This window comes from Falsiroseomonas tokyonensis (assembly GCF_019024325.1).
GTDB classification, from domain to species: domain Bacteria; phylum Pseudomonadota; class Alphaproteobacteria; order Acetobacterales; family Acetobacteraceae; genus Falsiroseomonas; species Falsiroseomonas tokyonensis.
Map to the genome: position 1 here is coordinate 769478 of NZ_JAFNJS010000002.1, position 12768 is coordinate 782245.

Below are 12768 nucleotides of genomic sequence, written 5' to 3' on the forward strand. Positions count from 1 at the left end.
TCAAGCCACAGCCACCTCGCCGGCGCGTGACGGGGTTCCGCGGGCCGCGGGACGGGGCGTAGCCTGCCCGCAGCAACCAGCAAGGTTGGCGGAGGAAACATGCTCATCGCGGATGTCATGCGCAGGGTGCTGCCGATGCTCGGCGCGACCCTGATCTGGGCCGGCGGCGCGCTGGCGGCGGATCTGCCGGATCGTCCCATCCGCATCCTCGTCCCCTTCGCACCCGGCGGCACCAGCGACATCGTCGCCCGCGTGCTGGCCGAGGCCGCTGCCGCCCATCTGCCCCGCGGCGCGGTGGTGGAGAACAAGGCCGGCGCCGGCGGCAATATCGGCACGGTGGAGGTGGCGCGCGGCCCGGCGGATGGCACGCTGCTGCTGCAATGCGCCTTCGGCCCCTGCGGCGCCAATCCGGCGCTCTACGCCAATGCCGGCTACGACGTTCTGGCCGACTTCGCCCCGGTGATCCTGACCGGCGCGGTGCGCAACGTGATGGCGGTGCGGCGCGACCTGCCGGCGCGGAACGTCCAGGAATTCCTGGCGCTCGCCCGCAGTCAGCGCGGCGGCATCAGCTTCGGCTCCTCCGGCGTCGGCGCCTCGAACCACCTGGGGCCGGAGCTGCTGCGCGCGGTGACGGGGATCGAGATGGTGCATGTGCCCTATCGCGGCTCCGGCCCCGCCATCACGGACCTGGTCGGCGGGCGGATCGACGTCTTCTTCGACAACCTCCCCTCCATCCTGCCGCATATCCGCGCCGGCACGGTGCGGGGCCTGGCGGCGGTCAGTGAGGCGCGGCTGCCGGAGCTGCCTGAGGTACCGACCTTTGCTGAACAGGGTGTACCGGGCATGGCGATCGACAGCTGGTTCGGCTTCATGGCGCCGGCGCGTACGCCGCCTGCCGCCATCGCCGCGCTGAACGCCGCCTTCAACCAGGCCCTCTCCGACCCCCGCGTCCGCTCCCGCATGGCGGAGCTCGCCGTGGCGCCGCTGGGCGGCACGCCGGAGGCGATGGGCACGCATGTGCGGGCGGAAGTCGCCCGCTGGGCCGATGTGGTCCGCCGCCAGGGAATCCGCGCCGAATGACACCCTCCACCATCACCTGCGTCCGCACCCTGCGCGTGCCCGAACGCGCCAATATCCTGTGGGTCGAGATCGAGACGGCGGAGGGCCTGACCGGCCTCGGCGAGAGCTTTCGCGGGGCGGCCGCCGTGGAGGGCCAGATCCACGAGCTGGTCGCGCCCTACCTGCTCGGCATGGATTCCCGAAATATCGAGCGCATCCACCGGCACCTGATGACGCCCTATGTCGGCTTCGGTGCCTCCTCGGCCGAGATGCGCGCGGCCTCGGCGGTCGACATCGCGCTCTGGGACCTGATGGGCCAGCGGCTCGGCGTGCCGGTGCATGAGGCGCTGGGCGGGCTGAGCCGGGACCGCATCCGCGCCTACAACACCTGCGCCGGCTACGACTACAATTCGGCCAAGGACCGCCGGGATATCCGGGCCGGGGAGGCCGCCATCGGCCCCTATGACGACCAGGTCGCCTTCATGCAGCGCGCCGACGAACTGGCGCATTCCCTGCTGGAGGAGGGTTTTACGGCGATGAAGATCTGGCCCTTCGACGTCTATGCCCCCGCCTCCGGCGGCCAAGTGATGAACCTGGAGGATCTGAAGAAAGGCATGGAGCCTTTCGAAAAAATCCGCCGCGCGGTCGGTGACCGGATGGAGGTGATGGCGGAGCTGCACTCCATCTTCTCCCTGCCCGCCGCCACCCGCATCTGCCAGGCGCTGGCCCCCATCAAGCCCTTCTGGGTGGAGGACCCGATCGGCAAGATGGACGACACGGCGGCCCTGGTGGAGCTGCGCCGTGCCGTGCCGGGCATGCCGATCTGCGCCAGCGAAACCCTGGGCGGCAAGGTGGCGTTCCGGGACCTGCTGGTGGCAGGGGCCACCGATGTGGTGATGGTGGACCTGACCTGGTGCGGCGGCCTGACGGAAGCGCGGAAGATCGCGGCGCTGGCGGAGGCCTGGGCCCGCCCGGTGGCCCCGCACGATTGCACGGGGCCGGTGACCCTGGTCGCCAGCCTGCACTTCGCCCTGCACGCGGCGACGGCGATCCTCCAGGAGGTGGTGCGCGCGACGCTGGCCACCTGGTACCGCGATCTGGTGACGGAACTGCCCCGGCTGGAGCGCGGCTTCTGCCTGCCGATGCAGGGCCCGGGCCTGGGGACGAAGCTACAGCCGGATACACGCAAGCGCGCGAACATCCGCGAAAGCCGCAGCTGAACCTCGACGCCGCCCTGGGCGGGGCGGCGCCGGACCGGCTGCTGCTGGCCTGCACGGCCTATCTGCTGGCGCCGGCGCTGATCTTTGGCGGCGGCTTCTTTGCCTCCCCCTGGTGGGCGGGGTTCCTGGCGATCGGCCTGGTCGGCTTCGCGCTGATGCCGGGCTGGCGCGGCGGCTGGCCGCTTTCCGGCGCGGCGACTCTGGCCTGCCTGGCAGGCGGCCTCGCCTGGGGGTTCGGCAGCAGCGGCGCGCATCACCTGCTCTATGCCGCGGTGGATTGGCAAATCCGCGACGCGGTGCTGCACGACCTCGCCACCGGGCCCTGGCCGGTCGGCTATGTGGTGGGGGATGTGGTGCGGCTGCTGCGCGCGCCGCTGGGCTACTACATGCCGGCGGCGCTGGCCGGGCGGGTCGGCGGGCTGGCGGTGGCGGAGGCGGCGCTGTTTGCCTGGACGGCGCTGGGCCTGGCCCTGGTGCTGTCGCTGCTGATGGCGCTGGCCCGGCAGGCGGGACTGCGGGCGCGCTGGCTGGTGCTGGTCTTCCTCACCTTCGGCGGGCTGGACCTGCTGCCGAATGTCTTTCTCGACCTGACCGAGGGCGAGGGGCTGCTGAGCTACTGGCAGCGCGGCGGCGAGTGGTGGGCGCGCATCTTCCAGTATTCCGGCCATGCCACGCTGCTGCTCTGGGTGCCGAACCATGCCCTGCCGGCATGGATCCCGGCGCTGCTGCTGCTGCGCCATGCGCGGCAGGCGCGATTCCTGGCGGTGGCGGCGCTGCCGCTGGCGGCCGGGGCGGCCTGGTCGCCGCTCGGCGCGCTGGGGGCGGGGCTGATGACGGGGGTGGCCGCGCTCTCCGGCGGGTTGTGGCGCGCGGCGCTGATCGGGCCGGTGAACTGGCTCGGCCTGCTGCTGGCGGTGCCGCTGGCCTGGTTCCTGGCCGCAGGGTCCGGCGCCATTCCGCATGGCTGGCTGCTGGCGGAGCATGGCCTGGCGGTGCTGCCGCGGCTGGCGCTGTTCCTCGGCGTGGAATTCGGGCTGGTGGCGCTGGCCGTGCTGCTGCTGGTCCGATCTCGCCTGCTGGCGGCCGGGCTGGTCCTGCTGGCGATGCTGCCGCTCTATGTCTTCGGGCCGGGCAATGAGATGACGATGCGCACCGGCATCGCACCGCTCGCCATCCTCGCTGTGGCGGCGGGTGCGGCGCTGCAGCAGGCGGGGGGCTGGCGGCGCGGGCTGCTGGCCGGGCTGCTGCTGGTGGCGGCGCTGGGGCAGGGGCTGGAGGCCTCGATCCTCACCCGCCCGGCCTGGCCTTCCAGCCGCGACTGTTCGCTGCCGGAGGCCGCGGCCCAGTCCGTCTTCGACGCCACCGACTGGTCGCACTACGTGGTGCCCTGGCCGGAGCCGGAGTTGGCGCCGCTGATCGAGGCGCCGGTGATGCGGGAAATCCAGCCGGCGGCGATGGCCCGCTGCTGGCCTTAGCTATTGGTGGACGGGCACCACGGCCACGGCATTGTAGGGCGAGCCGTCGATCAGCCGGGTGCTCCAGGCCAGGTAGACCACCGCATTGCGCTCCTCATCCACGAAGCGGTGCACGCGGGTTTCCTTGAAGAACAGGCTGGTGCTGCTTTCGAAGACCACCTCGCCGCGGTCGCCGCGGCGCGCGCCGGCCTGGATCTCCACCGGGCCGGTCGCGGTGCAGGTCAGCGCGAAGCGGGCTGGGTCCTCTGCCACGCCCAGCATGCCGGAGAGGCCGCCGGTGCGCGCCTGGCTGATGTAGCAGGAGACGCCGCGCACCTCGGGATCGGTGAACCGCTCCACCACCACGCGGTGGCTACGGGTCAGGCCGAGATTGGTGATGGCGGTGTTCACATGGCCGATTTCCTTGGTCTCCTCGGCCCCGGCGGGGCTCCAGGCGAAGGTGGCGGCCAGCAGCAGGCAGGCGGAGAGGCGGAGCATGGTGCGGATCCTTCGAGGGCCGAGGGGGTAGGTCGTTCTAGTCGCCAAGCGCGACGCCGTCGCGCCGCGGGTCGGCAGCACCCCAGATACCCTGGGGCGTGATCCGGATCGCGGTCAGGCCGGAATTGATCTCCCGCACATCCACGCGATGGCCGCGCGCCTCCAGCGCCGGGGCGAGGGCGGCGGCGGGCGTGCCGGCCTCCAGCTCCATCCCCGCCGGGCCGACCACGCCGATGCGGGGCAGGGCCAGCGCGGCCTCGGGCGACATCTCCCAGTCCAGCATCGCGACGAGGCTTTGTGCCACATGACCGATGATGCGGGCGCCGCCGGCGGAGCCGACCAGCAGCACGGGGCGCCCGCCGCCATCCAGCACGATGCTGGGCGACATGGAGGAGCGCGGGCGCTTGCCGGGCTCGACGCGGTTCGCGACGGGGCGGCCATCGACCTCCGGCACGAAGCTGAAATCCGTCAGCTCGTTGTTCAGCAGGAAGCCACCCACAAAAATCCGGCTGCCCATCACGGCTTCGATGGTGGCGGTCATGGAGACGGCATCGCCGAAACCATCGACGACGGAGATATGGCTGGTGCCGCTGCCGTATTCAGCGGGCTGCGGTGCCAGCCCGGCCTCGCGCCAGCGTGGATTGCCCGGGCGGGGCGGGGCCATGGCGCGGTCGCGGTCGATCAGCTGGGCGCGGCTGGTGAGGTAGGGCGCTTCCAGCAGGCCGGCCACCGGCACCCGGACGAAATCCGGATCGGCGAGGTACAGGTTGCGATCGGCGAAGGCGAGCCGCCCGGCCTCGCCCAGCAGATGCGCCGCATCGGCCCCCAGCGGGTCCAGGCCGCGCAGGTCGAAATGCTCCAGCAGGCCGAGGATCTGTCCCACCGCGACGCCGCCGGAGCTCGGCGGGCCGAACCCGCAGATGCGGAAGGCGCGGTACGGGGCGCAGACGGCCGGGCGGAGCGCGGGCGCATAGCCGGCCAGGTCCGCCGGCGTCATGCCGCCCGGATTGGCGTGGTTTCGCACGGCGTCGGCGATGGTCTCGGCCAGCGTGCCTCGATGCAGCGCATCGGCGCCCTGCTGCGCCACCTGGCGCAGCGTCGTGGCGAGCGCTGGGTTGCGCAGCAGATGGCCGGCGGGCAGGGGCTCGCCATTGGGCGTGAAGAAGTAGGCCCGCGCGCCAGGGTCGCGCCGCAGCGAGTCCGCATTGGCGGCGATGGCGGCCGCCATGCGCGGGGAAACGGCAAAACCCCGCTCGGCCAGGGCGATGGTGGGTGCCATCAGCCGGGCCCAGGGCAGGCGGCCGGTCTCCCGGTGTGCGGCTTCCAGCGTCCGCAGCAGGCCGGGCACGCCGACGCTGCGGCCGCCCTCCATGGCCTGGGCGAAGCGCATGGGCGTGCCATCCGGGTTCAGGAAGAGCTGTGGCGTGGCAGCGGCGGGCGCCGTCTCCCGCCCATCCCAGGCGGCGATGGACTGGCTCTCGCCGTCATACTGCAGCAGCAGGGCGCCGCCGCCGATGCCACTCGCCTGCGGCTCCGTCAGCGTCAGCATCACCGCGGCGGCGATCGCCGCATCCAGCGCGCCGCCGCCCTCCCGCAACACCTGGCGCGCCGCCTCGCTGGCATGGGGATTGGCGGTGGCCGCCATATGGCGCCTTGCGGCGGAAGCCACAGCAGGACTTGCCGGCTGCGCCAAAGCGGGGAAGGCGCACAGAAGCAACAGAAGGATTCGAAGCGCCATTGGGACCACCCGCCTGATGCGCCTAGTCTAGGCCATGGCCGAGCCGAACGTCATGCACCGCGCCACCCGCCAGGCCTCCGAGGCCCGCGGCCGCCAGGCCGAGGCGGCGGCGGAGGCTGCCCTAGTGGCCGATGGCTTCGTCCCGCTCGCCCGCCGCATCCGCACCGGCGCCGGGGAGATCGACCTGGTGGTGGAACGCACGGGGCTGCTGGTCTTCGTCGAGGTGAAGGCCCGCGCGACGCTGACCGAGGCCGCCTTCGCCCTCGGCCCGCGCCAGCAGGCCCGGCTGATGGCGGCCGCAGAGGCGTGGATGGCGGCCAACCCCGGCCATGGCGCGGCCGGCGTGCGCTTCGACGTGCTGCTGGTGGACGGCCAGGGCAGGGTGCGGCGCATCGCCGATGCCTTCCGGGCGATGGGCTGATGCCGGTCGCGGTGGTCCTGCGGCTGGATGGCGGGGCCGAGGCCGCTCTGGCCCGGCTCGGCAAGCGCCTCGTCTACCCGCCTCACATCACCCTGCTGCGCGCGGAGGATGCGGCCGAGGCCGCGCTCGCCCGGGCCATGCCGACGGTGGAGGCGGCGCCGGTGGACTTGGTCTTCGCCAGCTTCGGCCTCTTTCCTGGCCCGCCCGTCTTCCTGTTCCTGGCCCCAGTGGTGACGCCCGCTTTGCTGGCGCTGCACATGGCCCTGGCCGCGGCGGTGCCGGACAGGGTGCTGCACCCCCATGTGCGGCCCGGCGCCTGGGTGCCGCATGCGACGCTGGCCGAGGGCGCGGTCGATCTGGACGCTGCCCTGGCGCGCTGGACCGGCCCCATCGCGGCACGTGGCCTGGCGCTGGAACTGGTGCGCTTCCCGCCGCCGGTGGTGCTGGCGCGGCGGGACCTTCCGGCGGGCTAGAGGGCCATATTGTCCAGCAGCCGCACATCGCCCAGCTTCGCCGCCGCCAGCAGCCGCCCCCGCCCGCCTTCCCATGGCGCCAGCGTCTCGGGTTGCACCAGCGCCAGGTAGTCTGGCACGAAGCCGGCCTCCCGCAGCTGCCGCGCGGCGCGGTCCAGCACCGGGCCTGGCGCGGCGCCGGCGCGGATGGTGTCCAGCACCGTCACCATCAGCCGAGGCAGCAGCGGGGCCAAGGCGCGCTGGTCCGGCGTGAGGCGAATGTTGCGGGAGGAACAGGCCAGCCCATCCGCCTCCCGCACCGTCGGATGCGGCAGGATGCGGATCGGCAGGTCGAGGTCGGCCACCACCCGCGAGACCACCTGCACCTGCTGCCAGTCCTTCTCCCCGAAGACCGCCACATCCGCCTGGGTCTGGCTGAACAGCTTCGTGCAGACGGTGGCGACGCCGCGGAAATGGTCGGGGCGCGCCGCGCCCTCGAAACCCTCGGCATGGCCCGCTACCTCGATGCGCGTGGCGCTGCCGGGCGGGTACATGGTGGGCACATCCGGCATCCAGACGATGTCGCAGCCCACCTCGCGCAGCTTGGCGAGATCCCCCGCCTCGTCGCGAGGATAGCGGGACAGGTCCTCGGTAGGGGCGAATTGCAGCGGGTTCACGAAGATCGAGACCGCCACCGTCTGCGCCACCTGCCGCGCCGCGGTGACCAGCGCGAGATGCCCCTGGTGCAGCGCGCCCATGGTCGGCACCAGGCCCAGGCGGCGCCCCTCGCGCCGCGCCTCGGCCGAGGCGGCGCGCAGCGTCGCCAGGTCGCGGATGATCTGCATGGCGGTTCCCCCTGATCGCAAGCCAAGCCCGATTGCGGGAGCCTCGGCACCAGGGCAAGCCCGGGCGGCGCAGACCAGCCGGACGTTGCGGACATGCCGCGTCCGTGTAGGGCCGGCGTGGTGACAGGGAAGCGGAACGGAAGTTACCGTCCGGCGGTCTAAGCGACGGAGAATGAAGGCATGCGGATGGCAGCGCGGCTGCTCGGCCTGGCGCTCCTGGCCTCCTCCACCTGGACGGGGGCGGCGGATGCCAACGAGATCTGGCGCCGCAACAGCGGGCAGTGGACGGTGAAGCTGGTGCAGACGCCGGGCCAGCGCGCCTGGTGTTCCTGGGACACGCGCTTTCCCTCCAGCGGCCGCACCGTCTCCTTCATGCTGAACAATACCGGCCTGCACCTGTTCCTGGCCGCGCCGAACATGCGGCTGGACCGGCTGCGTGGGCAGCAGGCGATGATCCGCGTCGGGCAGGTGAACTATCCGGTGACCTTCGGCTTCGGCGACTTCAATGCGCGCACGAACCTCGGCGGCGCGGCCGGCCCGATCGCCAGCGACCCCACGGAGATGCGCAACTTCGTGGTGGCCTTCGCCGGCGCCAGCACAGCGAGCATCCGCTTCGCCACCGGCGTCGCCTGGGATTTCGGCCTGCGCGGCACCGCGGCCAGCCTGCCGCATATGGCGGCCTGCACGGCGGAGATGCGCCAGCGCAACGGCGGCGGCGGCGTCGATCTCGACCCGACCCGCGGCGCCCCGTCCCCGCGCAGCCTGGACCCCACCGTCCCCCAGGGCGCCCCGCAACCCGCGCCGCGCGGACTGCCGAAGCAATAAGCTTCAGCCGGGGCGCCCCGGCATGCGGTGCCGGAAGGCCAGCGCCTCCGCCACATGGGCGCGGCCGAGGCGCGCGGTCCCGGCCAGGTCCGCGATGGTCCGCGCCACGCGCAGCGTGCGCACCTGGCCGCGGGTCGACAGGCGCAGCCGCGTCGCGGCGGTCTCCAGCAGGGCCAGCGCCTCGGCCTCGGCCAGGGGCTGCAGCGCGTCCCACTCGGCCTCCGCATTGCAGCGCGCATCCCCACGGGCACGCTGGCGATCCCGCGCGGCGGCGACGCGGGCGGCCACCACCTCCGTCCGCTCGCCGGGGGGCGCGCGGGTGAGCTCGGCGGGGGGCAGGGGCTGCACCTCGATCACCACATCCATCCGGTCCAGCAGCGGGCCGGAGAGGCGCTGCTGATACTCCTGCCCGCAGCCCGGCGCGCGGGCGCATTCGCGGGCGGACTCGCCGAGATAGCCGCAGCGGCAGGGGTTCATTGCGGCGACGCATTGGAAGCGCGCCGGATAGGTCACATGCGCATTGGCGCGGCTGATGGTGGTGCGGCCGGTCTCCATCGGCTGGCGCAGCGCCTCCAGCGCCGCCCGCGGAAATTCCGGCCATTCATCCAGGAACAGCACGCCGAGATGGGCGAGCGAGATCTCCCCAGGCCGCGCCCGATGCCCGCCGCCGACCAAGGCGGGGACGGAGGCCGAGTGGTGCGGGTCCCGGAAGGGCGGGCGCTTCAGCAGGCGGCCCTCGGTCAGCATGCCAGCGACCGAATGCACCAGGGAAATCTCCAGCGCCTCGGCCGGCGTCAGGTCCGGCAATAGGCCGGGCAGGCGGGCAGCGAGCATGGATTTGCCGGCGCCGGGCGGGCCGACCATCAGCAGGTTGTGGCCGCCGGCGGCCGCGATCTCCAGCGCCCGCTTGGCGCTTTCCTGGCCGCGCACCTGGCTGAGGCAGGGGCCAGCCCAGGGCGCATCCTCCAGCCGTGGCGGCACCGGCTGGGCGAGGGTTTGGATGCCGCGGAAATGGTTGATCAGGGAGGGCAGGTCCGGCGGCGCCAGCACCTGGATGCGCCCGGCCCAGGCGGCCTCCGGCCCCTGTGGTGCCGGGCAGACCAGCCCCAGCTCCCGCGCCGAGGCCGCCATGGCGGCGGGCAGCACGCCGGCCACGGGGGCAATGCTGCCATCCAGCGCCAGCTCGCCCAGCGCCGCAAAATCATGCAGCTCGTCGCGGGGCAGCACCTCCATGGCGGCGAGCACGGCCAGCGCGATGGGCAGGTCGAAGTGGCTGCCCTCCTTCGCGATATCGGCGGGGGCCATGTTCACCAGCACGCGCTTCGGCGGCAGGGACAGGCCGATGGCGGTCAGCGCCGCGCGGACCCTTTCCTTGGATTCGCCCACCGCCTTGTCCGGCAGGCCGACGATCAGGAAGGCGGGCAGGCCGGGGGCGATCTGGACCTGCACCTCCACCGGCAGGGCCTCGATCCCGGCAAAGGCGAAGGTCTGGATGCGCGCGATGGAGCTCACGCATCCAGGGTTGATTGTTTACGGAACTAAATCAACCGGCATAGCCGGAAAGAAATCGCTCCAGCAGCATGCCCAGCAGGTCGACGTTGTAGCCGCCCTCCTGGATCATCGCCGCCGGCAGCCTGGCGCCCGCGATCATCCGCCCGGCTTCCGCAAAACCATCCGCGGTGACGGAGAGGAAGTTCAGCGGCTCATGCTCGCTGGCGTCGAAGCCGAGCGAGACAACCAGCGCATCGGCCCCGAAGTTGGCGATGGCGGTCAGGCCCGTGCCGATGGCCGCCAGCCAGGGCGCATCGCCGCTGCCCTGCGGCAGGGGCAGGTTCAGATTGCAGCCGAGGCCGGCGCCGCCGCCACGCTCCCCTTCATGGCCGACATACCAGGGATAGTAGCCGGAAGGGTCGCCATGGACGGAGACCGTCAGCACATCGGCACGGTCCCAGAAAATGCCCTGGGTGCCGTTGCCGTGGTGGCTGTCGATATCCAGTACGGCGACGCGCTGCGCGCCGGCCCGCTTCAGCGCTTCCACCGCAATGGCCGCGTTGTTCAGGTAGCAATGGCCGCCGGCGCGGGCGGCGTAGGTGTGGTGGCCGGGCGGGCGGCACAGCGCATAGGCGCTGCGGCCCCTTGCTGCTTCCTCGGCCGCGGCCAGGGCGCAGGCGGCGGCGCCGATCGAGGCCTGCCAGGTATGCGGCCCGATCGGGCAGCCGGCATCCGCCGTGTACCAGCCGACCTTGCCGACCAGCCCAGTGGGCACCGGCGCGCCCTGCGCCAGCATCTCGGGCGAAGGGTGGATATTCGCGACCACTTCCGGTCCCGCGCCGGGCAGGGCGCTCCAGGCCGCGTGGACGTCCCGGAGAAAGTCGAGATAGGCGGCGGGGTGCACCGCCTCCAGCGCCGCCCGGGGGGCGGGGGGCGGCAGCGCGGGGGCCAGGCCCATCCGGCGCAGCCCGGCTTCCAGCGAGGCGGCGCGGCCCGGCACTTCGTAGTTCTGGCGCACCTGGCCCCGCTGCAGGAAGAAGCGCGGGCTGTGCAATTCCTGGGCAGGATCGGCGAAGGTCTTCATGGCCGGGACGGTAGAGGCGCCAATGCCGCCTTGTCCATGCGGCCCGGCCGAGGCTAGCCTTCGCGCAAGACCAAGGGGGCTTTCACAAAATGAGCATGACGCGCCGTGGCCTGATGGCCGCGACTGCCGCAGCACCCGTCCTGATGTGCGTGGCGGATGCCCGCGCCCAGGGCATCGCGCCGCGCCGCGGCGGCACGCTGACCACGATCCTGCAGCCGGAGCCGCCGGTGCTGCAGATCGGCGTGAACAACCAGGGCCCGACGCTGATCGCGGCCGGCAAGATCTTCCAGGGGCTGATCAAGTTCAGCCCGAAGCTGGAGCCTATGCCGGAGCTGGCCGAGAGCTGGTCGCTGTCCGACGACAAGCTGACCTATACCTTCAAGCTGCGCCAGAACGTGAAGTTCCACGACGGCCGCCCGATGACGGCGGAGGACGTGATCTTCTCCGTCACGAAATTCCATCCGGAAGTGGCACCCCGCGCGCGCGCCATCTTCAGCCGCATCGACAAGGCGGAGGCGCCGGATGCGCATACCGTCGCGCTGACGCTGAAGGCGCCCTTCGAGCCCTTCCTGCTGATGTTCGATGTCACCGCCTGCGCCATCGTGCCGAAGCATCTGTTCGACGGCCAGGATTTCCGCACCGCCCCCGCGGTGCAGCGGCCCATCGGCACGGGACCCTTCAAGTTCGCCGAATGGCAGCGCGGCAACTTCATCCGGCTGGAGCGCTTCGAGGACTATTGGAAGCCGGGCCAGCCCTATCTGGACGCGATCATCTATCGCATCGTGCCGGACAGCCAGTCCCGCCGCCTGGCGCTGGAGACCGGCCAGGTGATGATGACGGCCGCCGGCGATATCGAGCCCTTCGACGTGCCGGCGATGCGCGCGCGGCCGAACCTGGAGGTGTGGACGGATGGCTGGGAATACTTCTCCCCGCTCTCCTGGATCGAGACCAATCACCGCGTGCCGGCGCTGGCCGATGTGCGGGTGCGGCAGGCGATCTCGCGCGCCATCAACCGCGACTTCATCGCCCAGCGGCTTTGGTTCGGCGTAGGCAAGCCGGCGACCAATCCCATCGCCAGCACCACCCGCTTCCACGACGCCAATGTGAAGCTGCCGGGCTTCGACCCGCGCGCCGCCGCGCAGTTGCTGGATGCCGCCGGGCTGCGCGCCAATGCTCAGGGCGTGCGCACCACCATCAAGCACCTCGTGCTGCCCTATGGCGAGATTTGGACGCGGCTGTCCGAATATCTGCGCCAGTCGCTGCGCCAGGTCGGCATCAACCTCGAGCTGGAAAGCACCGATGCCGGGTCTTGGGCGCGGCGGATCGGCGCCTGGGAATACGAGACCTCGATCAACTTCGTCTACCAGTTCGGTGACCCGACGCTGGGGGTGGAGCGGACCTATGTCTCCTCGAACATCCAGAAGGTGACGTTTACCAATACGGGCGGCTACTCCAACCCGCGCGTGGATGCGCTGTTCGCGACGGCGCGGGAGGCGCAGACGGCGGAGGAACGGCGTGCCGCCTTCAGCGAGGTCCAGAAGATCCTGGTGGAGGAAGTGCCGCAGATCTGGCTGATGGAAATGGCCTTCCCGACCATCCACGACAAGAAGGTGCAGAACCCCGTGCAGCTCGGCACCGGCGTGCATGCCAGCTACGACGACGTCTTCCTGACGGCCTGATC

At 71.9% G+C, this 12768-nt stretch carries 12 protein-coding genes; 7 read left to right on the forward strand and 5 right to left on the reverse strand.

Annotated elements, in window-relative coordinates; genetic code table 11:
• Window positions 1–99 precede the first annotated feature (99 nt).
• The 3 genes from J3S20_RS09830 to J3S20_RS09840 all read left to right on the forward strand — a co-directional run bounded on the left by J3S20_RS09830 (window position 100) and on the right by J3S20_RS09840 (window position 3754).
• Entirely contained in the window at window positions 100–1080 is a 981-nt protein-coding gene (locus J3S20_RS09830) for a Bug family tripartite tricarboxylate transporter substrate binding protein (RefSeq protein WP_216836249.1), read from the forward strand.
• Complete coding sequence (locus J3S20_RS09835) at window positions 1077–2279, forward strand: mandelate racemase/muconate lactonizing enzyme family protein (RefSeq protein ID WP_216836250.1); 1203 nt, start codon at window positions 1077–1079, stop codon at window positions 2277–2279. The genes J3S20_RS09830 and J3S20_RS09835 overlap by 4 nt, the downstream gene beginning before the upstream one ends.
• Before the next feature lie 155 nt (window positions 2280–2434).
• Entirely contained in the window at window positions 2435–3754 is a 1320-nt protein-coding gene (locus tag J3S20_RS09840; RefSeq protein ID WP_216836251.1) for a hypothetical protein, read from the forward strand.
• Here the strand turns inward: J3S20_RS09840 and J3S20_RS09845 are convergent, their stop codons facing one another.
• Together J3S20_RS09845 and ggt are read right to left on the reverse strand one after the other, a co-directional pair.
• Entirely contained in the window at window positions 3755–4231 is a 477-nt protein-coding gene (locus J3S20_RS09845) for a CreA family protein (protein WP_216836252.1), read from the reverse strand.
• A gap of 37 nt (window positions 4232–4268) precedes the next feature.
• Window positions 4269–5876: a gamma-glutamyltransferase gene (gene ggt, locus J3S20_RS09850; protein ID WP_246602527.1), complete on the reverse strand. Its 1608-nt coding sequence runs from the start codon at window positions 5874–5876 to the stop codon at window positions 4269–4271.
• 127 nt (window positions 5877–6003) lie between these two features.
• Here ggt and J3S20_RS09855 point away from each other — a divergent pair, with 127 nt between their 5' ends.
• The gene (locus J3S20_RS09855) at window positions 6004–6390 is read left to right on the forward strand and encodes a YraN family protein (protein ID WP_216836254.1); all 387 of its coding nucleotides are present in this window, start codon (window positions 6004–6006) and stop codon (window positions 6388–6390) included.
• Window positions 6390–6863, forward strand: a complete 474-nt coding sequence (locus J3S20_RS09860; RefSeq protein WP_216836255.1) for a 2'-5' RNA ligase family protein — start codon at window positions 6390–6392, stop codon at window positions 6861–6863. The genes J3S20_RS09855 and J3S20_RS09860 overlap by 1 nt, the downstream gene beginning before the upstream one ends.
• Here the strand turns inward: J3S20_RS09860 and panC are convergent.
• Window positions 6860–7687 (reverse strand): pantoate--beta-alanine ligase, encoded by an 828-nt coding sequence (gene panC, locus J3S20_RS09865; RefSeq protein WP_216836256.1) that lies wholly within the window; start codon window positions 7685–7687, stop codon window positions 6860–6862. The genes J3S20_RS09860 and panC overlap by 4 nt on opposite strands.
• Window positions 7688–7867: 180 nt before the next feature.
• On the opposite strand from panC, the gene J3S20_RS09870 reads away from it, so the two are divergent.
• Window positions 7868–8512 (forward strand): hypothetical protein, encoded by a 645-nt coding sequence (locus J3S20_RS09870; RefSeq protein ID WP_216836257.1) that lies wholly within the window; start codon window positions 7868–7870, stop codon window positions 8510–8512.
• Window positions 8513–8515: 3 nt separating this feature from the next.
• Here J3S20_RS09870 and J3S20_RS09875 read toward each other — a convergent pair whose 3' ends face one another.
• Entirely contained in the window at window positions 8516–10024 is a 1509-nt protein-coding gene (locus J3S20_RS09875) for a YifB family Mg chelatase-like AAA ATPase (protein WP_216836258.1), read from the reverse strand.
• Between the two features lie 31 nt (window positions 10025–10055).
• Window positions 10056–11087, reverse strand: a complete 1032-nt coding sequence (locus J3S20_RS09880) for a histone deacetylase family protein (RefSeq protein ID WP_216836259.1) — start codon at window positions 11085–11087, stop codon at window positions 10056–10058.
• Between the two features lie 95 nt (window positions 11088–11182).
• Between J3S20_RS09880 and J3S20_RS09885 the strand changes: the two genes are divergently transcribed.
• Window positions 11183–12766, forward strand: a complete 1584-nt coding sequence (locus tag J3S20_RS09885; RefSeq protein WP_246602528.1) for an ABC transporter substrate-binding protein — start codon at window positions 11183–11185, stop codon at window positions 12764–12766.
• Window positions 12767–12768: the final 2 nt, after the last annotated feature.